The organism is Photobacterium sanguinicancri, assembly GCF_002265265.1.
In the GTDB taxonomy this organism is placed as follows: domain Bacteria; phylum Pseudomonadota; class Gammaproteobacteria; order Enterobacterales; family Vibrionaceae; genus Photobacterium; species Photobacterium sanguinicancri.
In genome coordinates this window covers 1-26,922 of record NZ_NOIF01000052.1, presented here as the reverse complement: position 1 = coordinate 26,922, position 26,922 = coordinate 1, and the positions used below count along the sequence as shown (strand labels likewise).

The 26,922-nt window shown below is 44.6% G+C and carries 22 protein-coding genes; 8 read left to right on the top strand and 14 right to left on the bottom strand.

Annotation, left to right across the window (positions count from 1 at the left end):
- Window positions 1–253 precede the first annotated feature (253 nt).
- Window positions 254–1,591: an N-succinylarginine dihydrolase gene (gene astB, locus ASV53_RS10215; protein WP_094957018.1), complete on the bottom strand. Its 1,338-nt coding sequence runs from the start codon at window positions 1,589–1,591 to the stop codon at window positions 254–256.
- A 335-nt stretch (window positions 1,592–1,926) separates the two neighbouring features.
- Between astB and ASV53_RS10210 the strand changes: the two genes are divergently transcribed.
- From ASV53_RS10210 to ASV53_RS10180, 7 genes are all read left to right on the top strand, one after another.
- Window positions 1,927–3,345, top strand: a complete 1,419-nt coding sequence (locus tag ASV53_RS10210; RefSeq protein ID WP_094957017.1) for an HlyD family type I secretion periplasmic adaptor subunit — start codon at window positions 1,927–1,929, stop codon at window positions 3,343–3,345.
- A 2-nt stretch (window positions 3,346–3,347) separates the two neighbouring features.
- The gene (locus ASV53_RS10205; RefSeq protein ID WP_094957016.1) at window positions 3,348–4,661 is read left to right on the top strand and encodes a TolC family outer membrane protein; all 1,314 of its coding nucleotides are present in this window, start codon (window positions 3,348–3,350) and stop codon (window positions 4,659–4,661) included.
- Between the two features lie 14 nt (window positions 4,662–4,675).
- A complete protein-coding gene (locus ASV53_RS10200) occupies window positions 4,676–5,269 on the top strand; it encodes an OmpA family protein (RefSeq protein ID WP_239928775.1) in 594 nt (197 codons plus the stop codon).
- A gap of 21 nt (window positions 5,270–5,290) precedes the next feature.
- Window positions 5,291–6,046 (top strand): transglutaminase-like cysteine peptidase, encoded by a 756-nt coding sequence (locus ASV53_RS10195; RefSeq protein WP_094957015.1) that lies wholly within the window; start codon window positions 5,291–5,293, stop codon window positions 6,044–6,046.
- Window positions 6,047–6,051: 5 nt separating this feature from the next.
- Complete coding sequence (locus ASV53_RS10190; protein WP_094957014.1) at window positions 6,052–7,974, top strand: bifunctional diguanylate cyclase/phosphodiesterase; 1,923 nt, start codon at window positions 6,052–6,054, stop codon at window positions 7,972–7,974.
- Between the two features lies 1 nt (window position 7,975).
- Window positions 7,976–10,138: a type I secretion system permease/ATPase gene (locus tag ASV53_RS10185; protein ID WP_094957013.1), complete on the top strand. Its 2,163-nt coding sequence runs from the start codon at window positions 7,976–7,978 to the stop codon at window positions 10,136–10,138.
- Window positions 10,139–10,252: 114 nt separating this feature from the next.
- The gene (locus tag ASV53_RS10180; RefSeq protein ID WP_094957012.1) at window positions 10,253–10,753 is read left to right on the top strand and encodes a GreA/GreB family elongation factor; all 501 of its coding nucleotides are present in this window, start codon (window positions 10,253–10,255) and stop codon (window positions 10,751–10,753) included.
- Window positions 10,754–10,882: 129 nt separating this feature from the next.
- On the opposite strand, the gene ASV53_RS10175 is transcribed toward ASV53_RS10180, so the two are convergent.
- From ASV53_RS10175 to ASV53_RS10130, 10 genes are all read right to left on the bottom strand, one after another.
- Window positions 10,883–12,019 (bottom strand): ABC transporter ATP-binding protein, encoded by a 1,137-nt coding sequence (locus tag ASV53_RS10175; protein WP_094957011.1) that lies wholly within the window; start codon window positions 12,017–12,019, stop codon window positions 10,883–10,885.
- A gap of 4 nt (window positions 12,020–12,023) precedes the next feature.
- The gene (locus ASV53_RS10170) at window positions 12,024–12,767 is read right to left on the bottom strand and encodes an HAD family hydrolase (RefSeq protein ID WP_239928774.1); all 744 of its coding nucleotides are present in this window, start codon (window positions 12,765–12,767) and stop codon (window positions 12,024–12,026) included.
- A 42-nt stretch (window positions 12,768–12,809) separates the two neighbouring features.
- Window positions 12,810–14,324: a CehA/McbA family metallohydrolase gene (locus ASV53_RS10165; protein ID WP_094957009.1), complete on the bottom strand. Its 1,515-nt coding sequence runs from the start codon at window positions 14,322–14,324 to the stop codon at window positions 12,810–12,812.
- Window positions 14,325–14,422: 98 nt separating this feature from the next.
- The gene (locus tag ASV53_RS10160; protein ID WP_094957022.1) at window positions 14,423–15,691 is read right to left on the bottom strand and encodes an extracellular solute-binding protein; all 1,269 of its coding nucleotides are present in this window, start codon (window positions 15,689–15,691) and stop codon (window positions 14,423–14,425) included.
- A gap of 7 nt (window positions 15,692–15,698) precedes the next feature.
- Complete coding sequence (locus tag ASV53_RS10155) at window positions 15,699–16,667, bottom strand: carbohydrate ABC transporter permease (protein ID WP_239928772.1); 969 nt, start codon at window positions 16,665–16,667, stop codon at window positions 15,699–15,701.
- A 10-nt stretch (window positions 16,668–16,677) separates the two neighbouring features.
- Window positions 16,678–17,562, bottom strand: coding sequence for a carbohydrate ABC transporter permease (locus ASV53_RS10150; RefSeq protein ID WP_094957008.1), 885 nt, complete (start codon window positions 17,560–17,562; stop codon window positions 16,678–16,680).
- Between the two features lie 135 nt (window positions 17,563–17,697).
- Window positions 17,698–18,594, bottom strand: coding sequence for a LysR substrate-binding domain-containing protein (locus ASV53_RS10145; RefSeq protein WP_094957007.1), 897 nt, complete (start codon window positions 18,592–18,594; stop codon window positions 17,698–17,700).
- 149 nt (window positions 18,595–18,743) lie between these two features.
- Window positions 18,744–19,514 (bottom strand): ABC transporter permease, encoded by a 771-nt coding sequence (locus ASV53_RS10140; protein WP_094957006.1) that lies wholly within the window; start codon window positions 19,512–19,514, stop codon window positions 18,744–18,746.
- Entirely contained in the window at window positions 19,507–20,139 is a 633-nt protein-coding gene (locus ASV53_RS10135) for an ABC transporter ATP-binding protein (protein WP_094957005.1), read from the bottom strand. The genes ASV53_RS10140 and ASV53_RS10135 overlap by 8 nt, the downstream gene beginning before the upstream one ends.
- Before the next feature lie 87 nt (window positions 20,140–20,226).
- Window positions 20,227–20,850 (bottom strand): HD domain-containing protein, encoded by a 624-nt coding sequence (locus ASV53_RS10130; protein WP_094957004.1) that lies wholly within the window; start codon window positions 20,848–20,850, stop codon window positions 20,227–20,229.
- Between the two features lie 218 nt (window positions 20,851–21,068).
- On the opposite strand from ASV53_RS10130, the gene ASV53_RS10125 reads away from it, so the two are divergent.
- Window positions 21,069–22,079, top strand: coding sequence for a S66 family peptidase (locus tag ASV53_RS10125; protein WP_094957003.1), 1,011 nt, complete (start codon window positions 21,069–21,071; stop codon window positions 22,077–22,079).
- An 88-nt stretch (window positions 22,080–22,167) separates the two neighbouring features.
- Here ASV53_RS10125 and ASV53_RS10120 read toward each other — a convergent pair whose 3' ends face one another.
- The 3 genes from ASV53_RS10120 to ASV53_RS10110 form a co-directional block, all read right to left on the bottom strand.
- A complete protein-coding gene (locus tag ASV53_RS10120) occupies window positions 22,168–23,397 on the bottom strand; it encodes a hypothetical protein (protein ID WP_239928771.1) in 1,230 nt (409 codons plus the stop codon).
- Between the two features lie 24 nt (window positions 23,398–23,421).
- On the bottom strand, window positions 23,422–24,204 hold the full coding sequence (locus tag ASV53_RS10115; RefSeq protein ID WP_094957019.1) for an outer membrane lipoprotein-sorting protein: 783 nt from the start codon (window positions 24,202–24,204) through the stop codon (window positions 23,422–23,424).
- A 77-nt stretch (window positions 24,205–24,281) separates the two neighbouring features.
- The gene (locus ASV53_RS10110) at window positions 24,282–26,609 is read right to left on the bottom strand and encodes an efflux RND transporter permease subunit (RefSeq protein ID WP_094957002.1); all 2,328 of its coding nucleotides are present in this window, start codon (window positions 26,607–26,609) and stop codon (window positions 24,282–24,284) included.
- Window positions 26,610–26,922 lie beyond the last annotated feature (313 nt).

Here is a 26,922-nt window from a genome sequence, read left to right as displayed (position 1 = left end):
AAACTACAGTAAATGATATTTATTCTCATTAATTTTATTCAGGCTACATCAATTTTGAGGACGGTATCGATTTCGTCCTATGACCATTAAGGTGATTTATTGAATGAAGTATAGATATAAGAAAGTGATAACCCAGAATAATAGAGTGTGACCCTGTTGGCATTATGAGAGAAAGAGGCAAAACCACCTCTTTCTCTTACGTGACAGTTAAACCACTATCACTTGGGGATAGAGGCTGTTCAGCGGGGGCTACTTAGCCTCTTTGGAATGGATAGACCGAGCCTAACTGAAGAATTTGAGTCAACTCATCCAGTGCGGTGCGTGACTCAATCAATAATTGCGGGTCGGCTAAGTCTGATTCTTGTAGTTCATCACGATAATGAAAATCAACCCAAGTATTTAAGCGTTCAAATAACTCCTCATTCATCAAGGTAGATGCATTGACTGCTTTTAATTCATTGTCGTTTAAAACCACCCTTAAACGTAAGCAAGCAGGCCCACCACCATTAGCCATACTCTGTTTAAGATCGAAAACTTCAACCCTATCTATACCTTGCTGCTGAGCTAACATCGACTCTACATATGCCCATACATTTTTATTCTGACGACATTCATCTGGTAAGACTAAGACGGTTTCACCGCTTGGCATACTCAGTAGTTGTGAATTAAATAGATAGCTATTTACAGCATCATCAATCGATACCGCACTTGTCGGCACTTCAATCACTTTAAACGTATCCCCGACTTTAGCCGTAAGTTCATCGTAGACCGCTTGTTGATCTAAAAAAGCTTGTTGATGACAAAACAAGACATTGCGGTTACCTACCGCAATCACATCATTATGGAATACCCCTTGATCAATAACCGCTGGGTTTTGCTGCGCCATCACCGTATGGCTTTCACTAAGTTGATGTAATCGTGCGACGGCCTCGCAAGCTTCATAGGTATGCCTTGCAGGAAATGTAGTTGGCGCAGGATGACGACTATCAAACGCATGACGGCCATAGACAAAAAATTCGACGCCCTTATCACCATATTGCTGACAAAAGCGGGTATGGTTTGCGGCACCTTCATCACCATAATGCTCAACACTGGGTAACGCGGCATGGTGGGCAAAGTAACGCTCATCAGCAAAGGTCGCCTGTAATATTCGCCCTGTTGTTTCATGTTCTATTGAACGATGGAATTTATTGGTGAGGTTTGCTGGTGTGAAATGTACGCGACCATCAGCAGTATCGGCCGAAGGGGAAACAGTAGAAGCATTTGCCGTCCACATACTGGACGCAGAACAACACGCAGCCAACACTTTAGGCGCTTGTTTCGCAGCTTGGGCAATAACATCACTGTCTGAGCCACTAAAACCAAGTCGGCGTAAGGTGAAAACATCAGGCCGTTCTTGTGGTGCTAATACGCCTTGCACTAATCCCATGTCGGCCAAGGCCTTCATTTTGGCAAGCCCTTGTTTGGCTGCTTGTTTAGGTTTTGAAGGCGCAGCTTGGTTTTTAGCTGAAGCGACATTGCCAAAAGATAAACCACTGTAGTTATGCGTTGGGCCCACTAACCCATCAAAATTTGCTTCATACGCTTTCATAAACATTCCATGTTGATAAACCACCCATCAAACATAACAAAGTATTTACATTCTAAGCAAGTGCCGAGCAAACACATACAAAACACCTAAAAATAAGATACTCATTCTGCTTTGACACATAAAGATTCACCGACACTTTCAGAACAAGACCAAGGGGTCAACAAGGAAATAGTACAGCTAGTTGTTGCAACTCACTGTTATAGAGAGCTATAGCTCACTTCTTCTTTATCAATAAGTGTACTAATCAAGCACGGTAAATTGTCAAAAAAGGCATACGTAGTTTAATACTTATATAACTATCGAATGAAAATTGAGCCGGTATTTTTCTAAAAAACATGACAAACAAACAGAAAAGCCCTTCAAACAAGGCAGACAACTCGTTAACAACTGAGCAACTTGATTATATCGATGATCAAAGCGCAGCCTTGTTGCTTAACACCCCTACAAGTGCACGGCGGATGCTGTGGGTGATTGTTTTGTTTTTCGTTATTGCTTTCGTATGGGCTTCACAAGCGCAGCTTGATCAGGTCACTGTGGGGAGCGGCAAAGTCATTGCCTCTTCGCAACTACAAGTAGTTCAAAACCTTGAGGGAGGCATAGTCAAATCCTTGCTGGTTACCGAAGGCGATGCTGTCGTGAAAGGGCAAGAACTACTGATTATTGATGACACTCAATTTCAGTCTGATTTCAACGAACAGAGTCAATCTCTGGTAGGGACCGAAGCCGATAGTGTTCGCCTTAATACCTTACTCGCCAGTATTCACATTGATAAGTCACAAGCGAAAAAAAATTGGCAAAAAAGCATAGTGATCAAACAACAAACTTTGACGTTTTCTAATGAACTAACCCAGAATCAAGTTCGCTTAGTTCAACGCCAGAAAAATGAGTTTGCAGACCAATTGTCGCAACTCGAAGGTCAACTTGCCGTAGTTGAACAACAGATCAACCAAAAAGCACGCGAACGAATAGAAACACAATCGCGCGTCGGCAGCTTACGTAACAGCTATGGCATTGCCAGCAAAGAATTAGCAATCACCAAACCGCTTGCCGATGAAGGGGTGGTACCAGAAATAGAACTACTTAAACTGCGACGCCAGCTTAACGATATCCGCCGAGAGCTTAAATCTGCCGAATTACAGCTGCCTATCATCAAAGCTGCAATTCAAGAGGCAATATTAAAACGTATCGACATCGCGCAAAATTTTCGTTCTGATTTGCAGCGTGAGCTCAACGAAATAAGCGATCAACTTGCCAGTTTATCGGCCTCACAGATAGGGCTTCAAGATCGAGTAAACCGAACGACCATTACCTCCCCTGTGGCAGGCATCATACAAACACTACATACCAACACGGTTGGTGGTGTCATTCAACCCGGCATGGATGTCATCACCATCGTCCCCACAGACGATAACTTGCTGATTGAAGCGCAAATCGCGCCAAAAGATATAGCCTTCCTGAGACCAAAACTTCGCGCAATGATCAAATTCAGCGCCTATGATTTTACTGTCTTTGGTGGATTAGAAGGCACGCTAGAAACTATCAGTGCCGATACCATTAAAGACGATGAAGGCAATAGCTTTTACCAAATCAGGATCCGCACCGCTCAAAATTATTTACTCAGCGGCAGTGGTGAAATCTTGCCTATCATCCCAGGAATGACGGCATCTGCCGACATCATCACAGGGAAGCGCACGGTACTCGATTATTTGTTAAAGCCCGTGATATCCGCTCAACGAAATGCGCTAAGAGAGTGAATATGAAGAGAAATGCTTTTATCGTCACCTTGGCTTGCATGGGGTACAGCCTAATTAACTCCCCAAGTGTATTAGGGCAATCGTTAGAACAAGCTATTGCCCAAACACTCGCCAGTAACCCAGATATACGCCATGCTTATCATGAGTTTATGATCCGCAATGAGCAAATACGTGCCTCCCAAGGTGATTACCTGCCAGATGTAAACCTTGACGCAGGAGCGGGTTACGAAAACTACAATAACGAAAGAGGCAGTAAAGGGGACTTTCAACCCCGCGAAGTTCGGGTGAGCGTTCAGCAATTATTGTGGGACGGCGCCATTACCTACAACGATATCACACGGAATAAATCCGAGACCGAAGCACAACGCTATCAACTGCTTGCTGATGCACAAGATAGTGCATTGCGCACCACGCAAGCCTATTTAGATGTCCTTCAAGCACAAGAAGTCTTGTCGCTTTCACAAGCCAATTTCGATGTCCACCAACGCATTTATAGCGACATTAAAAAGCGCGCCGATTCAGGCATAGGTTCAACCGCTGATTTAGCCCAAGTTGAAGGACGTTTAGCACGCTCAAACACCAATTTAATTTCGGCACAAAGTAACTTAAATGACCAAATTACCGAATTTGTCCGTATTGTTGGTCAGTACCCTACCGCACTTGAAAAACCAGAAGTCGACATTAATTTCATCGCAACATCACTTGATGATGCAATGACTAAAGCCAAGGAAAACAACCCTGTCGTCAAAGTCGCGCTCAATGACATTGACGCCGCTCACTCTCAATATGATCAAGCAACTGGAACCTTCTACCCCACTTTCTATGTCGAAGCTTCACAGCAATGGGGCGAAGAATTAGATGGCGTGCCAGGCAGCAACGATGAATTTAAGGCCATGCTCAGAATGCGCTATAACTTGTACAACGGTGGGAGCGATCAGGCCAAAAGCCGCCGTGCAGCATATCAAGTAAACCAGTCTAAAGACGTACGCGATCGGGCACTTCGTCAGCTAGAAGAAGGGACCCGCCTAGCGTGGAGCGCGATGGCGCTTGCCAATGATCAGACCGAATTTTTACAGCGCCATGTCGATGCATCAGCCCGCACTGTTATTGCTTATGAAAAACAATTTAAGATCAGTAAACGCACCCTGCTTGATGTACTAAACACCGAAAATGAGCTGTTTGAAGCGCGCAAAGCCTATCTAGATGCTCATTACAATGGCATTTATTCTAAATACCGCTTACTCAATGCCACTGGATTATTATTGTCTGAATTACGCGTTGATGTACCTGAACAGTGGCTTACATCTGTTAAGTAATACAAGGAGGTATTATGATGAGATATCTACTTTTTCCGTTCCTACTGCTACTCACCGCCTGTGCAACATCTGTACCTAAAGACATGCCACTTACAGAGCAATCCAAAGATCTACGAGATGACGACGATGATGGTGTGATCAATGCACGAGATAAATGCCCTAATACCCCACATGCCGCCATTGTCGATAACGATGGTTGCCCCGTTTACGTGGCTAATCCAGAAGAAGGTCGTATTCATATACTATTTGCGAATGATTCCACAAATATTACGACAGAATACCAAAGCCAAATCAAGGAGATGAGCCAGTTTCTAACAACACATCCGGCGACTTATATTGAGCTAAAGGGCTATGCCAGCCCAGTTGGTAATAGCGACTACAATGTTGGCTTGTCACAACGCCGTGCTCAGCAAGTAAAAGAATCATTGTTAAAGCATGGAATACCGCCAAATCGTATAAAAACCATCGGGTTTGGTGACACTCAGCCCGTCGATGCAGCAACGACTGAAATCACCAATACTTTAAGTCGTCGTGTGACGGCTCAGGTAAAAACTTCATCCAACAAGGTTGTCGAAGAATGGACAATCTTTACCCTTCGTCAAAATTAACGCTCACGACTGTATTAAATAATGGCTAGTATTTTCAAGGTTTTATGCTATTCGTTAATACTAATAGGGATATTCTCTAGCGGATGCTTTGCAGCAGAGGCCAATAATCATCGTCCCGTTACTGCGCAAGCCAGACTCACCACGCTAGATAAGCAAAATATTGACCTAATTACGCTATTTTATGGAGAAAGGGCTGGTAAGCGTGCAACCGCATGGCGGCAAACCTTGCACCAACTCAGTGACCACGATGAAAAAGTTAAAGGGCAAACCCCGTTAGTGTCAGACTCCGAAAAACTAAAAGGCATTAATGATTTTTTTAACCAATTACAGTTCATTGATGACACAGTGCTCTGGAATGAAACTGACTATTGGGCGACGCCTAGTGAATTTATTGGTGTAGGTGGGGGCGATTGTGAAGACTTTAGTCTCGCCAAATACTTCTCTCTTCTATCTCTTGGTGTCGACGATGAAAAGTTACGGTTAGTGTACGTAAAAGCCCTGACGCTGAATCAGTTTCACATGGTTGTCGCTTATTACCCACACTCCGCAGCGGTACCGCTCTTGTTAGACAACCTTGATGGTGAAATTAAACCAGCAACAGAGCGACCCGACTTGCTACCAATATACAGCTTTAACGGTAGCCAACTGTGGCTAATGAAACAGAAAGGACAAGGTCAACTGGCTGGCGATGCCGCTAAGCTCAGTGCATGGAACGATGTGCGTCTACGCAATACCGAACAACAATTGCGCCGCCCTGCTATCAATTTGGATGAGTAACGACCATGACTTTATATCGACAATTGCTGAGTGGAATGCTGTTACTGCTAATCGTCCTTATCTTTGGCGTTTTCGTGGTGCAATTTCAAACCACCAAAGACTTTTTGCAGTTACAACAAGAAAATGAACTCGACAACACGATTAACTCGGTCGGTATGGCGCTAACACCTTATCTGGATAAGAAAGACATAGTGGCAGCTGAGTCGCTCATCAATGCGACTTTTGATGGTGGCTTCTACCAATCAGTGACGCTGTCACTTACTGGTTCAAGTGAAATTATTAAGCGTCAGTACCCCAGTAAAATTCAGGGGGTTCCTCAGCTATTTACACTCCTCATAGATTTAAAGCCTCTAAGCGGAAGTCGCGTGCTCACCAGTGGTTGGATGCAAGTTGCTGAACTGACTGTCATGACCAACCCTTCATTTGCTTATCTCAAACTCTGGCAAGCCAGTGTACAGCTGTTTATTGGCTTTATCGCAACCAGTTTACTAGGCGCTGTAATGGTCTCTGTCTTTCTGCGTCGTGTGCTAACTCCACTTACAGCGATTCAAAATAGCGCCAGATCCATGTCAAAAAATGAATTCAGACAACCTTTAGTTGTACCGGAGACCCGTGAACTCAAAGACGTTGTTACCGCCTTTAACCATATGAGTTTACAGCTCAAATCACACATAGATCACCAAGCGCAAGAAGCCGATAAACTAAGGGTACGTGCCTATCAAGATCCAGTATCGGGTTTAGCAAACCGCCACTATTTACTCACCAAATTAGACACCCTGATTACTTTGAAAGCCTTTGGGGGCGTAATTTTATTACGGGCTGACTTTATCGCACAGAGTTATGAAAAAGAGGGCTATGAAGCGGGTGATGAGCTAACCGTTAAACTGGCTAATAGCTTAAAAGATTTAGCCAGCGACGAAATCACAATTGCTCGGCTCAACCATGCTGAGTTTATGCTGCTTGTCCCTCATTGTAGTAGTGGTGAATTAACGCAGCTTGGTCGTGCCGTTTTGCAAAAATCAGCCGCCTTACAAAGCGACCCGCTTAATATTGCTCCCTTACATGCTGCTGTTGGACTGGTTATTGCCAGCGATAGCGATACCAGTGGTAGCCTACTGGCGCAAGCTGATAACGCCGTTAACCAAGCTCGCCAACAAGCGGCTGAGCACTTATTCCTCATCGACAGCCTAGATCAAACGCTACGGCTGGGTAAACAACAATGGAAACGCCTTGTTGATCACGCGATCAGCCATGATCAACTCTCACTGACCTTTCAACCCGCAACAGATGAAAACAGTAAGGTAATTCATCAAGAAGCGTTCAGTACCATTTACGATGGGCAAAAAAGTTATAGCGCAGGCCAGTTCCTTGGTGCGATCGAGCAACTCAGCGCAGGGCCTGAATTTGATCGTTACGTGATCGCCAAGATCACCGCCATGCTGGCCGACAATCCCGAACTTGACCCAATCGCCGTCAATATTACTCAGAGCAGTATCAGTGATGCGGGCTTCATGCGCTGGCTAGGAACACTCTTGAAAACCAACCCTCAGTATCGCGACCGCCTACTCTTTGAATTGCCTGAGATCAGTTTTTTAAATCAACTCGATAACATTGAGCTCTTGTGCGACATCATTCATCGAAACGGCTTTCAATTCGGTATTGATAACTACGGCCATAACTTTAGCTCAGTCAGTTACCTACATCGTTTTAAACCTGCGTACGTAAAACTTGATTTTGCTTATACCCAGCACATTGATGACACATTAAAAGCCGATGTACTCGCATCTATCACACGTAATGCACGTACGTTGGGAATCGTCGCCATCGCCTCTCGCATTGAAACCCAAGAGCAACGCGAAAAACTATCGGCATTGATGGTCAATGGCTTCCAAGGCTATGTCACCCAGCCTCCTGTCCAAGAGGGGTAAGATGAAAGATCCTCTCTTACACAGTCTGACATACCTTTGCCGCTATTACGGTCAAGGCAATTCACCTGATGCCTTAATCACAGGTTTACCGCTCAACGATGGCTGGCTGAGTCCTCATTTATTGCCGCGTGCTGCTGAACAAGGAGGGCTTCACGCCAAGCTTAACCAAGTATCATTGGACGCCCTCTCCCCCTTATTATTGCCCGTAATTTTAGTACTCAATCACAATGATGCCTGTGTCTTGCTCAGCATTAATCCTGATACCCAAGAAGCCGATATTGTTCACCCACATTTGCAACTTGAACCGCAAACTATCTCGCTTGATTCACTGAACACTAATTACAGTGGTCAGCTTTTCCTGATTAAAAAACAATTTCGCTACGATGAGCGCTCACCTGAGTTATTAAAAACACGCAAAGGACATTGGTTTTGGAGCACCTTGTGGGAATCGCGTTCTATTTACCGTGACGTGCTCATCGCATCCATTTTGATCAATGTCTTTGCGATTGCAACGCCCCTTTTTACCCGCTTGGTCTACGACAAGATTGTGCCGAATTTAGCGTTTGATTCACTTTGGGTATTGGCCAGTGGTATGGCGATCATCTTTATCTTCGATCTTGTTTTGAAGCTTATGCGCAGCTTCTTTATCGACATCGCAGGAAAAAAATCGGACTTACTGCTGTCCGCTAAGATATTTAGCAAGGTGCTCGGTATCAAAATGGAAGCTAAGCCGCCATCCGTTGGTGCTTTTGCTCGCCACCTGCAAGAATTTGAATCCATCCGAGAGTTTTTCACTTCAGCCACGGTTTCAACCTTGATCGACCTGCCCTTTGCGATCCTTTTTCTCGTGGTCATCGCTCTCGTCGCAGGGCCTCTGGCTTATGTGCCGCTGGTAGCGGTCATTCTATTGGCGCTATATAGCTGGTTCATCCAAAAGCCACTCAAAGAGAGTATCGAAGAAGGTTCCCGCTTAGCTTCGCAAAAACACGCCAACTTAATCGAAAGCCTACATGGCTTAGAAACCGTGAAATTATTCGGCGCACAGCATCAATTTCAATACCGCTGGGAAGAAGCGGTCGCACACTTGGCAAATTGGGGGATTAAGTCTCGTCGGCTGACCGACTCAGTCCAAAACAGTGCTGGCTTCTTACAGCAATTTGTCTCCGTTGCGATGATCGTCTTTGGGGTTTACCTGATCGCAGCAGGACAATTAACCATGGGTGGATTAATTGCGGCGACGATGTTAAGTAGCCGTGCTGTCGGCCCTTTAGTACAGCTGTCCTTACTCTCGACTCGTTATAACCAAGCCAAATCAGCAATGACCATTTTAGAGCAGTTAATGGCAATGCCTTCGGAACAAGATAATGATAAACGCTACATCCACCGTCCTGTCCTACAAGGTAAAATCGCCTTTGATAATGTCAGTTTTGCTTACCCCAATAACAGTGCGACAGACGACACTAAAACGGCACAACCCGCATTGCGTAACGTGAGTTTCACCATAGCACCGGGCGAAAAAGTCGCCATTATCGGTCGAATTGGTTCTGGGAAAACAACTATCGAACGTTTAATTATGGGGCTGTATCAAGCGCAAGAAGGTTCTGTACTGATAGACGATACCGATATTAATCAGCTCCATCACATCGATGTCAGAAAAAATATAGGTTGCGTACCCCAAGAAAATTTACTGTTTTACGGCTCAATTCGCGACAACATTACCCTAGGTCGACCACTAGCCAGTGACAGTGATATTTTGCGCGCAGCACAGCGTGCAGGCGTTACGCAATTTAGTCAAAGCGACAGTGCAGGGCTAGAGAAACAAGTGGGTGAAGGCGGTAATGCGTTATCAGGTGGACAACGCCAAGCCATTACCATCGCTCGCGCCTTGTTAGGCGAGCCACCAGTGCTATTGATGGACGAACCCACCAGCAGCATGGATAACCGCTCAGAAAGTGGTATTAAAGCACAACTCGCTAATCTGCAAGAGCACGAGACGCTCATTTTGATCACCCATAAAACCAGCATGCTTGATGTAGTTGACCGAATTATTATTTTAGAGCAAGGCCGTGTCATTACTGACGGCCCTAAAGCCAGTGTGTTACAACAGCTTCGTGAAGGTAAAACACCGCAGCCCTTCCAAAGTACACGCAAGGCGAACGACTGAATCGCCACTGCGCCTTGATAAAAATAGCAAAGGCTAAAATAAAGTCTCTGCCGCTTTAATGTGTTTTCGGTTAGGATAGCTGTGTATTCAACTGTTTTGGACCCGCGACACCCGATGGATAAACAATTACTTCGTACACGTATTTTGGCACAACTGCAGATCGTCCACCAAGGGGCTGTAAATGCCGCGCAACGCGCATACGACACCGCCACCAATGATGAAAACGTAGCAGAAAATAAATATGACACACTGGCGTTAGAGGCTTCTTACCTTGCGCATGGTCAGTCGCAACGCGTTGCCGAATGTTTAGCGGATATTCAAGCCTTTACGGCGCTGGACTTTCAGACTGATCAAACAACAGGGCACGTTGTATTAGGCAGCTTAATACAGCTAATTGACGAAGAAGATCACGATCGCTGGATATTTTTTGGCCCTTCGGCTGGCGGTATGAAGATCAAAATGACATGCGATCAAACTCAACAAGATACCGAAGTCGTGATCATAACTCCGACCTCACCGTTAGGTGAAGAACTGTTAAATCGCCAAGTCGATGATGAAGTCGAAATTACCATTGCGGGAAAAAAGATCGCTTACGACATTGCCGTTATCGCATAGCCTGCATTGAGCTTTGATTAGCAGCTGCAAACAGCTAATATCCATAACAACAAAACCGTGACAGAGCGCTGACCACGGTTTTAATTTTATCTATGCCTGTCATCACGGTTCGAGGTGATGGTGATGATGCTAATCCACCAGCAATGACACTTCGGTTTCAATATCAAACAAATGACAATGCGACATATCAAAATGCAGCGGTTTGATATCACCGTGCTGAATGGCTTGGTCAGCTTGATAAGGCACGCGAGCAATTAACTGATCATCGCCCGAGCTAAAATATAAATACACCTCATTACCCATAGACTCAACCACCTTGATGGCTGACATTTCAATGTCTTGCAATGTTGACGCTGACGGCTGCACATCGACCATACTGATATGCTCCGGACGCAAACCAAACCACACTTCTTGTCCTACTTTATTTGCCACTTGGCGTGCTTTTTCTATAGGTAATAAGAATCGAGATCCGCTGTTAGTCACAACGAAATACTGTCCATCTTCAAACGCTACCATCGCTTTAATTAAGTTCATCGCTGGTGAACCAATAAAGCCTGCGACAAACTTATTGGCTGGTCGCTGATACAAGTTCATCGGTGTATCAACTTGCATGATCTGCCCTTGATTCAGTACGCAAATGCGATCGCCCAGTGTCATGGCTTCAACCTGATCGTGTGTCACGTAAATCATGGTCGCGTTTTGGCCTTCATCTTTCAGCTCATTGTGTAATTGCGCAATGCTGACACGGGTTGTTACGCGAAGTTTGGCATCCAGATTAGACAAGGGCTCATCAAACAAGAACACATCAGGTTTTCGCACCATAGCACGGCCCAGCGCCACACGCTGACGCTGCCCACCCGACATCTCGCCAGGTTTAGACGCTAATAAGTGGCTAATTTCTAATGTTTCTGCAGCATCACGAATGCGACGATCTATCTTATGCTGATCCAACTTTTGCTGACGTAGCCCAAATGCCATGTTGTCGTACACACTCATGTGCGGGTACAGGGCGTAATTTTGGAACACCATAGAAATACCACGATCTTTCGGCGGTAAATCATTCACCCGTTTGTCACCAATATAGATATCGCCACCCGACACCTCTTCCAAGCCCGCTATCATGCGTAATGTGGTTGATTTGGCACAACCAGACGGGCCAACAAAGACCATGAACTCACCTTCTTTGATGGTCAGATCAACACCTTGTACCGCTTTAAAGCCGTTGGGATACACTTTTTCTACTTGTCGAAGCACTACTTCAGCCATTGCTTTATCTCGCTAAACATTCTGGTTCAAAATCAGCCACTGAGGCCAAGATGAAATCGGCGTGAGGGGCAAGCTCATCCTGTGTTGCCGTGCCTGTTAATACGCCAACCTTCCCTGCCCCCGCGTTCAAGCCAAACGCCATATCAGAAACGGTGTCACCAAACATCACCACTTGAGCAGGTGTTAAATCGCAACGTTCGCAGAAGCCTTGCAACAATGCAGGGGCTGGCTTAGGGGCAATATCGCCATCGGAGTAACCGAGGTAATCAAACAAATCAATTAGCCCCGCTTTCTCTAAGCTATAGATCGTTGAATCTTTGGTATCTGCCGTTGCTATACCGAGTCTAAAGCCTTTTTGTTTCAGTTTAATGAGGGTGGCTTTAACCCCTGGCAATGGCTGAATCAAGGATGGATTATCTTCAACCTGTTGATTAAAAAGCGCTTTAACTTGAGTAGTAAAAGCTGCCAACTCACAGCTTGGTGTAAGCATTTTAAACCAAGCTTCCGCTGTATCTTCGACAGGGTTCGCGGCCAATAAACCATGGTTATCCACATATTCGCCGTAGATCCCTATCGCTTCTAATAGATGTTCTTCCGTGAGTAAATGCCTCTGCATTTCAGTGCGATAACGGTGCGAGAGTGCTGTAACAACACCTTGAGACACCTTCAGCCACATTTGATGAAACTCTAACAAGGTGCCATCTTTATCAAACAATAAGCCTTTAATATCCATTACTTTATTATCCATCTGTTTTTAACTTCTATTTTTTGAATGCTATTTTTTAAAATTCTAGGTGCTTAATGTGTCTACCAGCTCCCCCCACGTTGCGAGGGTTGGTTTTGAAAATTGAGGGAAAGAAGGATTAAAAACAGGGTTAATTAAGCCTATAAATTCCCTTTCATTTTGCTGTCGACCTGCGCGACGAATATCAATACGAAGCCATGCGTGCTCTGTCATATCAATATTCAACTCAGTAACGCCATCACAATGGGCTTTCAGTGGGTGACGACCAATGACCTTGCCATCCGCGATTAGCTCAACGAAATAGTCATGGAACTCATCCTCGACCGACAAACGGTATGTCACCATCGGGCTAGTAATAGCTTGACCGGGTAGCATGTCTCCCTGATTGATCTCAAACGCTAGTCCACAGCCTCGTTCAACATACACTTGCCCTGCACGAAGTCCTGCCAAAATACTTTCTCCGCTTAGGCCATGCGCATACACATAGGTCGTTGGATCACCATATAGCGAAGGTTCGTGTGCTTGTGGGTTACGTTCATGCGGGGCTAAATGTGAGTCACTCCCCCCCACACCTGCAATGCGATGGCCAGCATTCCACATGGCGCTTAACACGGCTAAGGCTTCTTCCGTCGCTTGAGGAGAAGTTGCCCATGTAGGGTCACAGCAGACTTCAAGGGTATTCACCTTTGCCAGCTCCATGTCGCTATAGTGCCAATGCCACGGCTTCATCATGGGGTGATTAATGCTTATTGAACCTTGTGCTCCGCCCGATTTTTGCTCATCATCAATTAAGCTAAGCCCTTGCTGGATCAAGGCTGCACTTGAATAGTCAGCATCACGCATATCAAGACCGCGCTTAGGCCCATGCACATTGAAATGGCCTTTATCTGTCGTGACTTCTACGGCGGGTAACATCAACACATTATCAAGATCAGGTAGCATTGGATGGCAGATGTTGTGTTCAGTCAAAAAGAAGAAGTCGAGCCCTTGCTGCTTAATGATCTCTGCGGCGGTAGCAAGGCTATTATGACCATCAGATAAACAGGTATGGGCATGCAAATCACCGCTATACCAAGCCGACTCCGTTCGTTTCACCTTACTGTAATCAAACGCAATGATATTGTCCGCCGTTAACGAGGGTGTTAACGATTCTAGCCCCATCAAATCATTCGGCTCAGGTTGCGGATCGAAACCTCCTTCACATTCCACTTCGCACTCTACTTCGCATTCGACTTCACATTCAACTTCACACAGGTACTGCATGGCTTTAGGCGTTCTTTCTTCACCTTCTAGATTATAAAGATGGAGTTGCCATTCACCTGCAGGCAGCTCACCCGCAATACCACCGAGTGACGCCTTGTGCGTTGTGAGTGTTAAATGCTTTGGCGCTTTTTGCCATAACTGACAGCCGCGTAAACGCTGATTCGCATCAAACAAATACGCGTACATAAAGCCTTTTTTGACTGTTGTACTCGATAAGGTCATCGCTTGAGTGTTCTCAGGCACATCAATCACTAACTTTCGGTGACCAAAGGTTAGTTCACCATTCAATTTCAACATCTTGTTTCTCAATCTCACTCGTACAAATTTACCCAAGTACGCCAAATTCAAGGCGTACCTGAGTATGTTATTGCTGAGTTGTTAACTACGGTTGTTAGTTACGAACGATTAGCACGGTCTAACGCACGCTGGGCGCGTTTCGCCGCTTGTTTCAGGGCTTTTTCCGCAGGAATATTCTCGATTTGTACTTGGTCTGCAGCAATCGCAAGTGCATCCATGATCTTACCGTTGGTTGGGTCAAAGAAATTCATTTGTGCAAAGCCCGCTTGCTGCAGTGGAATAAGCGCGTGAGGGTTTTCTTTGGTATAAGCTTGGTATTCTGCGACGTCTTCTACGCTGTTACGAACAGGGATATACCCCGTAAACATTGACCAACGCGCTGTATTCTTGGCGTTGGTGTAAAAACGCATAAACTCAAATGCACCTTGCGCGGCTTTGTTGTCTGTCCCTGTCGGCATCACGAAGATCTGTGCCGCCGCTTGAGGTTTGGAAGGATTCGATCCCCAACCTGGTTGGGTCGTTGCCGCTAAACGGGTGAAGTCGAGATCACCTTGGTCACCCGATGAACCTGTGTAACCCAATGCGCGGTTTTTCATAACATCGTCAATAGTTTTGTACCAGTATTCCCAACCTTGGCCACCGTGGTGAATACGCATCACATCATCATCGTGGATCCATTGACGGAAACCGTCCCACACCTCGACCCACTCTTTCGAGTCGACCATGACTGTCTTGCCATCATCGCTTAGCACTTTGGCGCCGTTAGAGAAGGCGGCATCAATGAGGTTATCTTTGCCCCACATCGGCTCCCAACCGTAAAATGAAACGTTACCGTTCGCATCGGTTTTACGTACCGCTTTCGATACTTTCGCCACGCCTTGCCAGGTTTTTAGATCATCAGCCGTAAAGCCATGCTCCGCTAACACCTGCTTGTTGTAGTAGAACACCTGTGTTGTACCGTACGCAGGTAGGCCGTAAACCTCACCATTGGTTTTGGTCACTTGCTGACGGAAAGCACCTAGAAAGTCATTAAAGTTAAAAGCATCGTCCATGTACACCGACATATCACGCACTAAGTTACGCTTTGACATGGCAGAGGCTTGCTCGGCTTTTAGCAATACAAACTCAGGTGCAGTACGCGAGGCCATACCCGCTTGCAACTTCTGATAAGTTTCAGCGTAGTTACCTTGAAGCGCACCTTTGATCTGGTACTCATCTTGACTAGCATTAAACTCATCAATCAGCTTAGTCATCATTTTTTGAGGCTTCACACCACCCGAATACCAAAAATCTACTTCTGTTTTCGCCAACACGTTGCCTGTGAAAGCCAATGACGAACATATAACTGCTAAGGTTTTTAGTTTCATATCCATATTACTCTTTAACACCGTTATCGTTGGTGATTCCCGTTAGAATCGTTTTCTGACATAAGATGAACAACACAAGCAGGGGTAAAACAGCAATCGTGCTGGCTGCCATAATCTGTGACCAATTCAGGCCATAGTTACCTTCTGCGATAAAAAATTGGCGTATACCTGTGGCGATAAGGTTCAGCTCTTGTGAGGTGATCACCAAGCTCGGCCACATGTAGCTGTTGTAGTTAGTAATAAAAGTGATTAGGAATAAGGTTGCTAAAGCAGCTTTACACTGCGGAAGAATGATCTTCCAAAGAATTTTCAGCTCACCCGCTCCATCAATTCGCGCCGCTTCGATGAGCGAAGGGTGAATTTTCAAAAACACCTGACGTAAATAAAACACCCCGAACACACTGGCCGCATTAGACAAAATCAAGCCCATGTGCGAATCCAATAAACCCAATCGTGCCAAGGTGATATAAGAAGGAATGTAAGTCACAGCCCCTGGCAGCATGTAACAGCCCATCACCACAAAATATAAAAAGGTTTTAGATTTAAATTTCAGCTGCGTGATGGCGTAAGCAAACATGGCTGAGTTAATAATCACTAACAAAGTGGTAAACAAAGCCACGCTAAAGCTATTAATAATGTACAAGCCAAATGGCGCACTATTAAAAGCATCGACAAAACTTTGCCAATTAAAGGTGCTAGGAATAATCATTAATGGGTTAGCAAAAATCTCATCATTTGATTTCAACGAACCAGATAACATCCAAATAAATGGAAAGACCATTAATAAGCCTGACATCAACAAAAAGCCATGTTTCAACGTCGTCTTAAAACCACGTTCAAGCACGTGATCTAGCGGAGTGGTGCTGTTCGCTTTTACGGATTTGGTTGTATTGATGCCCTGCTCGCGGGACGCTTCATTGATAACAACCTTGTGGGTATTCTTTGCTGGGATAGCCAGCGTATCCATCGTGCTCATTGGTTAATCCTTAGTAATACACCCAGCGTTTACCCATCACAGTATTGGCAATGGTTAATGCACCTGTGATCAGTAAGATAATAAGAGAGGTTGCCGCTGCAGGGCCCATGTCGTATTGCTCAAATGCCTGCTGGTAAAAGAGGTACAACAGAGTACGCGTACTGCCACTTGGGCCGCCTTGAGTTAATATTTGGAACTGATCAAACGCTTGAATCGCGGTGATCATATTGACGATCACCAAGAAGAAGGTGGTCGGTGATATCAGTGGTAAGGTGATTTTGTAAAAACGTGTCCATGGACTACAGCCATCAATTAATGACGCTTCATACAAAGAGGTAGGTATTTTATTGAGCGCACTGATATAAAACAGCATGGTCCAGCCCACCGCTTGCCACACAGTCACGACCATTACTGCAAACATCGCGGTATCACCACTTTCTAGCCATGGAATAGGGGCAATACCGACTTTATCGAGCAGTAAATTCACCAGACCCGATTTGGATTCAAATACCCAAGACCAAACAATAGAAATCGCAACCGTTGGGGTGATCCAAGGTGAGAAGATAACCGCACGATAAAATTGACTGCCTTTGAAATTGTTATGAAGTAATAACGCAAAGACTAAGCCAATCATGACAGTGGGAATAACAACACCCAGCGCAAATATAAAAGTATTTTGCATCGCTTGAATGAAATCACCGTCTTCAAGCATGTACTGGTAATTTTCCAAACCAACAAAATAATAATCAGGCGAAATGTAATCCCAGTCAGTAAAACTGATATAAGCACTCCAGCCAAAGGGTACGAGCCAAAATATAATTAATGGGATCATTAAAGGAGCAATAAAAAACAGAACTTTGCTGCTGTTTTGCCACTTTTGTAGATTCAGGTTCATTGTTGTTGTCACTTATTATTCAAGACAGGATCAGCTTATATTCAGTCTGTGACAGCGGTATTTGCATACACATCACTTTTTCCAAACACAGCCCCAAGAAAAACTTATGGCTCTTGTCATCTAACCTAAGAAAAGCTATCGCTGACACACTGGTGGGGTTAGCTCGCTATATTGCTGATGCAGCCAATCACAAAAGAAATTCACTTTTGCCGCTCGCTGTTTATTAGTTATTAGGTAATGTGCCGATTCCGATGGCATCGCCCCTTCCACAGCAATAACGACATCACCGCTTTCTAGCCATTCTTTGGCAACAAAAGAGCGCACAAGCAAAATACCCAAACCATATTTCGCGGCTTGTAAGCCATGAAGTGAGTTGGTTATTTCAAGCTGAACGGAAGGAGGATGAAGTACATACTGATTATGATTAAGCCACTGAATCCAGCTTTCTTCGTACCCTTTCACTTGAATAGCGGGCAAATGTTGTAACTGCGCGATCGCTAATTCTTCGGTGTGCTTTCGTTTAAATTCAGGGCTACACACCATTAACCAGTTTTCTTGAAATAAGCGCTCAGCACGCGTGTTACCACATTCGGTAAAACCATTGGTTATCTCCACATCAGCCTCCTGACAAGGCAACTGTGATGGCCAATCAACCAAGGACAGATCGAGGCGAATAAAGGGGTGTTTTTGAGCGAAGTCATTTAACTTGGGTAACAGCCAATTGTGACCAATAGAGTGATTCACCTTCACCCGCAACACATCGGCTTGTTGCTCCCCAAACAAAAATTGGGTTTGTACTTTCAAGTGCTGGAGCGTGCCTGTCACAACAGGTAAATATTGCTGAGCTTCATGGGTTAAGGTCACGCCACGCTGGCTTCTGTGACACAAGGTCGCCCCTAGAAACTGTTCGAGGCTTTTCAACTGAAGGCTCACCGCAGCTTGCGTGACATGCAGTTCACGCGCGGCCGCTCCAATCGATCCTAATCGAGCAACCGCTTCAAAAGCGACGAGTGATTTAAGTGGAGGCAGCATACCTTTGCTCTCTCGTAAAAAAGGGCAATGTAATTCAGGAAGTTGACAAGGAGATGACTAAATTAAGTCAGGTTGGTGACACTCTTTAAAAATAAGCTGCTCGTATGCCTTAGCAGCTTATTTCTTATTAAACATCATGTTAATGGATATTAGATGACCAGTTGGCCATAGCGATTAAAGGCGTACTTATTAACTAATACCAAGGTGGTGGCCACAGAGAAAACCGCGGCAAGAAATATCGCAACCATGATCACCAGTTGGTATTTCACGGCTAATAATGGCTCGGTACCGCCAAGGATCTGTCCTGTCATCATGCCCGGTAAGCTCACAATACCCAAGGTGGTCATCGATGCTAACTGCGGCGCTAATGCCGTTTTAATCGCTTCTTTAACGAAGGGTTGTGCCGGCTGAGGCGCCCCTAATGATAAATAATACTGATATTCATTTAATCGGCTTTTCAAGCTGCTGTGCCAACGCTCAAGAGCAAGCACATTGGCTGCCAAGCAGTTACCGAGCAACATGCCTGCAACGGGAATGAGATACTGCGCCTGCCACCAAGGCGACAGTTGAATCGCCATGACTAAAAGCATGGGCAGTACCACAACTAATGCAACAGCTTGCCCTGTTAGCACCGCGGGGAGTACTCTTTTTAAAGGCAATTCAGCACGTTGGCAAATACTCACGCCAGCAACGCCTGCCATGATGGTTAACCAAGCTAAGTTAAGCAGCGGATTTTGGAAATCAAACAAGGTCTGTAAGTAAATACCAACCACTGCCAGCTGCAGCGTCATTCGCAAAACTGCGGTAACAATACTGCGTGTTAATCCAAGCTGCCATCGCGCAAACAACGCGATCGGTATGAGTAGCAACAGGTAAAAAGCAGCCATTCCCCACAAACTGATCACAACAGTATCATTCATCCCTGATCTCCATTTGATGAACAAAATCACAACTGGCTAACCAATGAGGATCATGTGAAACCGAAATTTTAATGGCCTGCGTTGCTGATAAGAGAGCAATAACCTTATCGCGACTTTGTGCGTCTAACGCTGAGGTGGGTTCATCCAATAGCCAGATGGCTCTTTTCATCAGTAATGCCCGAGCAAAACCTAAACGTTGCTTTTCTCCCCCCGATAATGCAGCCACTGGCTTATCAAGACTATGGTGCAAACCAAGCTGAATAAGCGCCTCTTTGCATTCGACTTCGCTAGGAGTGGCTGACGACATAGCTTGTAAGTACCAAGGTAATTGCAACACTTGTTCGATCGTATCGCCCCCCATGACAGGCTGCTGCGGGAGATAACAAATGTCACGTCGCCACTGGGGTAACCGCTGCGGGGTAATAAGGTTTCCTTGCCAGCTGATCGTGCCCTGCTTGGGCGGTGCTAATCCCGCTAATATTTGTAATAAACTGCTTTTACCGCAACCCGATGGCCCTGAAATAGCCAAATGTTCATAAGCCGATAATGTTTGATGCAGCGGCTCTACATCCGCAGACTCAAAGCCCGATGTGAGGTGCTGAATATCTAGCTGATCAGTTACCATTCCTGTCCACTCATGCCGTCTGTATATTCAAGTAGGGTTGCATTCCAATCTGGATAAGTACAGTGAAAGTCAGGCGAGAATACCTGTTCAGATTTCGTGCTGTAGCTGAGTCAGATAGTCACGCATAAATGCCACACGCTGTTGTGCTTCATCTTTTGCAGCTTGGGTATGTAAAGTCTCGGCAATACGGAACAATTTGGTATAAAAATGATCCACCGTAAATGCCTTATCATTTGGTGTGCGTTGTTCACAAAAAGGATCATCATCGCTGTACAAGGTCGATCCCAATACGCCACTAATTTGTAAGCATCGACTCACCCCTATCGCGCCCAAAGCATCTAGACGATCAGCATCTTGTACAATTTTCGCTTCTAATGTTTCAGGGGGAATGTTAGCACTAAAGCTGTGCGTCACAATGGCATGATGAATGGCCGAATAATACTGTTCAGGGTATTGCCACTTAGCCAGTAAAGTTAGTGCATGATCGGCAGCCATGACGGAGCTCTTCGATCTATCTGGGTGATTTTTAGGTACGGTAATACAGTCATGTAACCATGCTGCAGGGATAACAATATTGGGGTCAGCTTGCTCGATATTACACAAGTGCTTGGCTGTTTTGACTACGCGAAATATATGCGCTTTATCATGAGCTGCATCTGTCGCAATACTGTTTTCCAGTAACGCTAAACAGTGTTTTTCTATTGCTAACATAAAGGTTCTCCTTGGCCTTAAGGGCATAGTATCAAATACACCATCCGTCCCCTATTTTTCCATTCATTTTCAGAATGATACATACAAAAATATGCAACATAAGTGACATTCACCTCTATTCTCTCAATTGCCATTGGCATCGTGAATATAAAACTATATGGTCATAAATCTATTAGGTTAAATATAATCGAAACAATGATTAACGCATTGAGGTGTATATGGAAGTACGACGACCGCAGCCACTAAAACAAGGTGATACCATTGGCTTTTTTTCTCCCTCATCGCCCGCAACTTTTTTTGCTCCCTCGAGATTTGAAAGGGCAAAACAATTTCTTATCCAACAGGGTTATCACCTTAAAGCTGGCACATTAACAGGTGAAAGTGACCATTATCGCTCGGGCTCAATTCAACAGCGAGCCGATGAACTTAATGCATTAATTCGAGACCCCGATGTACGCTGTATTATGTCCACCATTGGCGGTATGAACAGTAATTCGCTCTTGCCTTATATCGATTACGATGCACTGATTGCTGATCCTAAAATCATCATTGGCTATTCCGATATGACAGCATTACTGCTGGGTATTTATCAAAAAACTGGCATTATTACCTTCTATGGTCCTGCATTGGTCGCTTCATTTGGTGAGCTTGCGCCATTGGTTGACCATACATTCACATCCTTTGCCGCTATCACTCAACCACAATCACTGCCTTATCGCTACAGCTTGCCCGCATTCTGGAGTGAAGCTTATATCAACTGGGAAACTCAAACAGCGCCAAAGCCCGTGGCAGCGAACACCTGTGAATTTCAGGGAGAAGGGATCTACAGTGGGCGCTTGATTGGCGGTAATCAAAATACCATGATGGCGATTCAGGGCACTCCGTATATGCCAGAAATCCAGCATGGCGACATATTATTAGTGGAAGACTCCCTCTCTGATATCGCGACACTTGAACGTACAACCGCACAATTAAAAATTGCAGGTGTATTTGACCGTGTTAGTGCCATCATTTTAGGTAAACATGAATTATTTAAAGACCAGAACACAGGGCGACAACCCATTGATGTCTACCGTGAAGTATTAAATGGCCAGCCAATGCCAATTATTAATGGGTTCGACTGCTGTCATACTCATCCCATGTTAACCATGCCGATCGGTTGCATGGTAGAGATCGACTTTGACCAACACACCGTTGATATAATAGAACCTTGGTTGGCACAGAGTTAACTAGGCGCCCTCTCAACTTAAACACAAAGTCGCCCAAAGCAGCGACTTTGTGTTGTTATTTTTCGTTCTTATACCCGTTCGTTTCAGTTTAATAGTAATAAGTCAGCGCAACTTCAGCGAAGCTTTCCGTACGATACAGATAAAGCGGGTCTTGCCGCTCATCACTGTTAAACCACCACGCATTCACATTCCAGCGCCATGCATTACCTATTCGGCTAGAGGCTTCAACCCGTGCTGTTCGCGAGTCTACATAATCAAAATCTTGTGTTACCCCCAATAAGACTTCAGTACCCGCCATATCATTCGCAACCCACCGCATACCAACAAATCCATCGTTTTGACCGAGAACAGGTGCTGATTTACCACGAGAGTCATACAGGTATTCTGCTAATACACCGATATCCCAACTGGTGTCCAACACGCCAATAAAGGTATATTCGAAGCCCCCCGTCACGGCCGTTGAAGTATCCAAGCTATCGCGATACAGAGCTTCTAACTTCCACATCCAGTCACCGAATATCCCTTGAATATCCGTACTTATCTGAGACATTTGCGCATAATACGGCACCAATACAGGCGTAATTGCAGACGGATTCTCACCTTGTAAGTACGGATCACGGTTTGTGCCTTGAAAAAGGCTAAAGCCCAGATCCCAAATATCAATACTGTGCGAATAACGAAGCGCTATATCAATATGATGTTGCTCTTGGGATGACTCATAGCGAGCATTATCGGTATCGAGTTGTGGAATACCTAAACGCCCAGACGGGCTAGCAAAAGTCCGTTCTCGAAAATACGGTAAGACAAACCCTTCAAATGTCCCCCAGTCTTGTAGCCAGGTGAGTTGAATCATAGGTTGACCTAACTTGATCTCGCCATCCACACTTTCAACCCCATCGGTTTGGTTGATAACATCCACCAAGTGCTGAGATTCTGTCACACCCCAAAACACTTTACTGATACCCACTTTGAACTCAAACTCATCGGCATAATACAAATAAGATAATTCACGAATATCGGCATGAGTTCGGTTGTCATCGAGACTGTCCCAACGGCCAAAAGGGGTAAAAGTCACACTCGACTGCCCACCATGCCATTCCCAATAGAATTCAGGTTCTAATGTAACCGACGTTTGCTCACCAGTTTGACCTGCAATGCCTTGCTCAAAAAACTGCCGATGTTCAAGCGCAACTTGCCCTCGCACTTCCATACTATAAGAGGGAAAACTCCCTCCTATCGCCAGTAATAAAGCAAGGCCACTTTTGTTTAATACACTGATTTTCAATGTAGAGCGGAGACGTTCGCTGAATCTATGCATTATTAACAACCTCACACAGCCTCCTTAACGCGCACGTTTTAAGCTAGATTGACTAAAGTCAGCCTCAGTCAGCCCAACCTTAAACGTGATATCATGGGTGGTAAGTGTCGTACTTTTTCCTGTTTGATGATTTACCATTGTCATGGTGTGTGCACGCCAATATTGAGTTAAGTATTGTGCGTAATCACTGAACAGCAGTGTTTTCAGTAAGGCGTTTTTCCGATCGTAAAACTCCATTTTTAGTGGGCGATAATGCTCTTTATCCAACCAAACAAGCTGCTTGGTATACCCCGAATATTGATCCGTTGGCGTTTGCTCAACTAAAAAACTACTCTGACCATCTATCTGCTCATCCCCTAAGTATTTGAAATGGTATTTCTCTATTTCAAACGAACTCAAATCTTCATACGCAAATTCACTGCCCATAAAAGGCCCTGATTTATTACGTGAGGCTATCCGCTTTACGCGTTTTAATGCAGGCAGAAATAACCACTGGTCATCAGGCTTTACTGTATGTGCAAAACTCAAGAATGCCGTCCCTTTAACATCCCGAGGTTCATCAAAGATGGTCAAACTTTTATCACCATCGTTGATCACCTCTAAGGTATCAATTCGGATTTTTCTATCACTGCTTTCACCTTGGGCATTTTCCAATAACATACTGAGGGACGCTCTTGAATCCTGCCACCCGCTATCACGTAGCTTTCGTTCTTTCGCTATTTCTAACCCTTTATCAAATTTAGCGTCTACCGCAGCAACGACATTAACGGCAAAAGCAGATAAGCTTCCAACTACACAGAGCATCATGAAACGCTTGGCGAATAAGCGCTGTGTCAATTTATTATGAGTCGATAAGTTCATACTATTTTCTATCCTTGAATATATTAAGATGCGGCAGTAGCAGGTACTGATTGAACTTGCGGGCTAAACTCTCGGCGATCAAGCCAAAGCAAGGCGGCGGGTAATAATAGAAAATCTACCACCAGCGCGAAGATGATAATAATGGCGCTTAGCTGCCCCATATCAGCATTTAATCGGAACGAAGAGGAAGCCAACACCATAAAGCCAGCAACCAGTACCAAGGTGGTAACGGCTAATGCGCGCCCAACAGTATTGAAGGCGTAACGAATCGCCTCTTCGGTGTTATTACCTTTACGACGGGCATATTGATATTTACTCAAGAAATGCACCGTATCATCCACCACGATGCCTAACGTCAGTGAAATAACGACCGACAAACCAAGATTAATTTCACCTGATATAAGAGCCCAACAGCCAAAACCTAAAATGGCCGGAATTAAGTTAGGTAATAAACTAATCATTCCCAACCGCACTGAACGTAAAGCAAAAATAAGTAACGCTGAAATAAGCACTAAGCTGACGGGTAACGACTTCAGCATACTATCCATATTCACTTCACCAATATGAGCAAACATCAGTGATGGACTGGATGCAATCACGTCATACTGCGGGGCATGCTGGCTGAACCAATCGTAAATACGTTGTTCTAATTCAACCAACTCTTGGCTACCTAAGTTATCGATCGTCAGCTGGACCTTTACCGAGGATTTATCGATATTCACTTCATTATTTAGATCTAAACCATAAGGCAACGACATTTCATAAAGCAGTAAATACTGCGCTGCTAATTCAGGACTCTGCGGTAAACGATAATAAGCCGGATCATCACCATGCATATTCATATTCAAACGACGATAGGTATCGGATAAACTCGCCACATGATCAGTTTCAGGTTGTTGCCGCAACCACTGCGTAAAATCACCAAGCACATTGATCAAGACGGGGTTGCTGACGCCCTGTGATTCATTCGTTTTTATCGCGATACTTATGGTTGTCATACCGCTGATGGTTTGCTCCATAAAATCAGCCGCTTGACGAAATGCATTGCTGGTATCGAAATACCGAATGGAGTCATCATTAATCTTATTTTGTCCAATCAGTAACCCTGCCCCAAGAGCAATCACAGCAAAAGACGGTAAAATCAACTTATAGCGATGAATAACAAAATTGGCTAAACCATCCATCACTATTGATGATTTTTGCTGCGACACTTGTTTTACTTTAGCGGGCAACAATACCAACAAGGCAGGCAATAATGTTATCGATAAAACAAAAGCAATCATCACACCCAATGCCGCTAAATTCCCCATATCACGCAGTACAGGTGAATCGGATGCGTTCATCATTAAGAAGCCTAGCGACGTCGTCACCGATGTAATAAATAAGGCTTTATAATTCAGCTTCATACTGTGCAAGACAGCATCTAGCTTAGTGACTTCTTGTTGCTGCAAGGTTTGACGAAAAGTAGCAATTACATGCACACAGTCGGCGACGGCTAACGTCATCACTAAAGTCGGTACATTCGCAGTTGCCACACTCAAAAACATACCGCCCCAACCAGCAAAACCCAATGTGGCTGTAATGGTACTGATGATCACCAGTAAGGTTGCTAGCACACCCACAACCGAACGGATGAGCACACTCAGTACCGCCAAAATCACCAGAAACATCAAGGGCACTAGCGTACTACTGTCTTTTTGTGCTGCTTGGCTAAAAGATGAATTCAACGCAATAACACCAGCAGTGTGAAAGTCTACCTCTGGATAATGGGCTCGATATTCTGCTAAGGCGGTATCAACATAAGCACTGATCACGGCAATATTTTCTGTTTTGTCACCAGCAGGTAGCTGCATGGTAATATTAACCACCGCCACATCGCCGTTGGCTGAAATAAGGCTATTACGTAAACGTGGCTCGTTAACGGCAATCTCTTTGACTGCGGCGATACGCTCTGGATGTAATGGATGTTCCGCCAACAAAAGATCTTCAACTAACATATCGTCCTCAACCGCTGAGGTATGCTGATAATTAGCGATTGAATCTACGCGACTTGAAAATGGAATTTGCCACGCATCTGTGGTCATTTTCTGAATTAAGCTAAGATGCCGATAAGTAAAAATGTCGCCAGATTGTGGCGCGATCACTAATGATAAATTATCGGTTTTATTGAAGGTTGCTTCGATTTCATCAAAGGCTTGAAGTTGAGGGTTAGTACCATCAAAGAAAATTGCGTAATCACCTCTAAAGTAGAGATTTTTCATACCAAGCGTCGTCAGTATTACCGCTAGCAATACACTCACTAATACCCATTTAGGGTGTTCTATTGGCCATTTCAAAAAGTTAACTTTCATCACTCTCTCCGTTGTGACGATTCGTCAAAAAATAGCGCTTTAAAAACCAACTTTCACTCTACAAACTGAGAAATAAGCTGGTTAGTACTTCCTTAGCACACATGAATTGCCACCGAATAAGCTGGCAAGTTTTATGGTCTGTAAATAATCAAAATCACATTTGACGATTCGTCAAAAAACATAATTTAAAAAACATGCACTGCATGTTAGTGACCAATCGTCAAAATTGACCTTTCGTCATAATAGTTCTTTTTTTGTTCATATCAAGCATTATTTTGCCCGTAAGAACTAATAACATTTTTAATATTTAGAT

Excerpts from the sequence above, each read along its gene's own strand:
- ASV53_RS10155 (WP_239928772.1), bottom strand. The coding sequence starts at position 16,667 with ATGAGCACGATGGATACGCTGGCTATCCCAGCAAAGAATACCCACAAG.
- ASV53_RS10120 (WP_239928771.1), bottom strand. The coding sequence starts at position 23,397 with ATGCATAGATTCAGCGAACGTCTCCGCTCTACATTGAAAATCAGTGTA.
- ASV53_RS10185 (WP_094957013.1), top strand. The coding sequence starts at position 7,976 with ATGAAAGATCCTCTCTTACACAGTCTGACATACCTTTGCCGCTATTAC.
- ASV53_RS10195 (WP_094957015.1), top strand. The coding sequence starts at position 5,291 with ATGGCTAGTATTTTCAAGGTTTTATGCTATTCGTTAATACTAATAGGG.
- ASV53_RS10125 (WP_094957003.1), top strand. The coding sequence starts at position 21,069 with ATGGAAGTACGACGACCGCAGCCACTAAAACAAGGTGATACCATTGGC.
- ASV53_RS10150 (WP_094957008.1), bottom strand. The coding sequence starts at position 17,562 with ATGAACCTGAATCTACAAAAGTGGCAAAACAGCAGCAAAGTTCTGTTT.
- ASV53_RS10200 (WP_239928775.1), top strand. The coding sequence starts at position 4,676 with ATGATGAGATATCTACTTTTTCCGTTCCTACTGCTACTCACCGCCTGT.
- ASV53_RS10175 (WP_094957011.1), bottom strand. The coding sequence starts at position 12,019 with ATGGCTGAAGTAGTGCTTCGACAAGTAGAAAAAGTGTATCCCAACGGC.
- ASV53_RS10145 (WP_094957007.1), bottom strand. The coding sequence starts at position 18,594 with ATGCTGCCTCCACTTAAATCACTCGTCGCTTTTGAAGCGGTTGCTCGA.
- ASV53_RS10190 (WP_094957014.1), top strand. The coding sequence starts at position 6,052 with ATGACTTTATATCGACAATTGCTGAGTGGAATGCTGTTACTGCTAATC.
- ASV53_RS10130 (WP_094957004.1), bottom strand. The coding sequence starts at position 20,850 with ATGTTAGCAATAGAAAAACACTGTTTAGCGTTACTGGAAAACAGTATT.
- ASV53_RS10115 (WP_094957019.1), bottom strand. The coding sequence starts at position 24,204 with ATGATGCTCTGTGTAGTTGGAAGCTTATCTGCTTTTGCCGTTAATGTC.
- ASV53_RS10110 (WP_094957002.1), bottom strand. The coding sequence starts at position 26,609 with ATGAAAGTTAACTTTTTGAAATGGCCAATAGAACACCCTAAATGGGTA.
- ASV53_RS10165 (WP_094957009.1), bottom strand. The coding sequence starts at position 14,324 with ATGTTGAAATTGAATGGTGAACTAACCTTTGGTCACCGAAAGTTAGTG.
- ASV53_RS10210 (WP_094957017.1), top strand. The coding sequence starts at position 1,927 with ATGACAAACAAACAGAAAAGCCCTTCAAACAAGGCAGACAACTCGTTA.
- astB (WP_094957018.1), bottom strand. The coding sequence starts at position 1,591 with ATGAAAGCGTATGAAGCAAATTTTGATGGGTTAGTGGGCCCAACGCAT.
- ASV53_RS10170 (WP_239928774.1), bottom strand. The coding sequence starts at position 12,767 with ATGGATAATAAAGTAATGGATATTAAAGGCTTATTGTTTGATAAAGAT.
- ASV53_RS10135 (WP_094957005.1), bottom strand. The coding sequence starts at position 20,139 with ATGGTAACTGATCAGCTAGATATTCAGCACCTCACATCGGGCTTTGAG.
- ASV53_RS10140 (WP_094957006.1), bottom strand. The coding sequence starts at position 19,514 with ATGAATGATACTGTTGTGATCAGTTTGTGGGGAATGGCTGCTTTTTAC.
- ASV53_RS10180 (WP_094957012.1), top strand. The coding sequence starts at position 10,253 with ATGGATAAACAATTACTTCGTACACGTATTTTGGCACAACTGCAGATC.
- ASV53_RS10160 (WP_094957022.1), bottom strand. The coding sequence starts at position 15,691 with ATGAAACTAAAAACCTTAGCAGTTATATGTTCGTCATTGGCTTTCACA.
- ASV53_RS10205 (WP_094957016.1), top strand. The coding sequence starts at position 3,348 with ATGAAGAGAAATGCTTTTATCGTCACCTTGGCTTGCATGGGGTACAGC.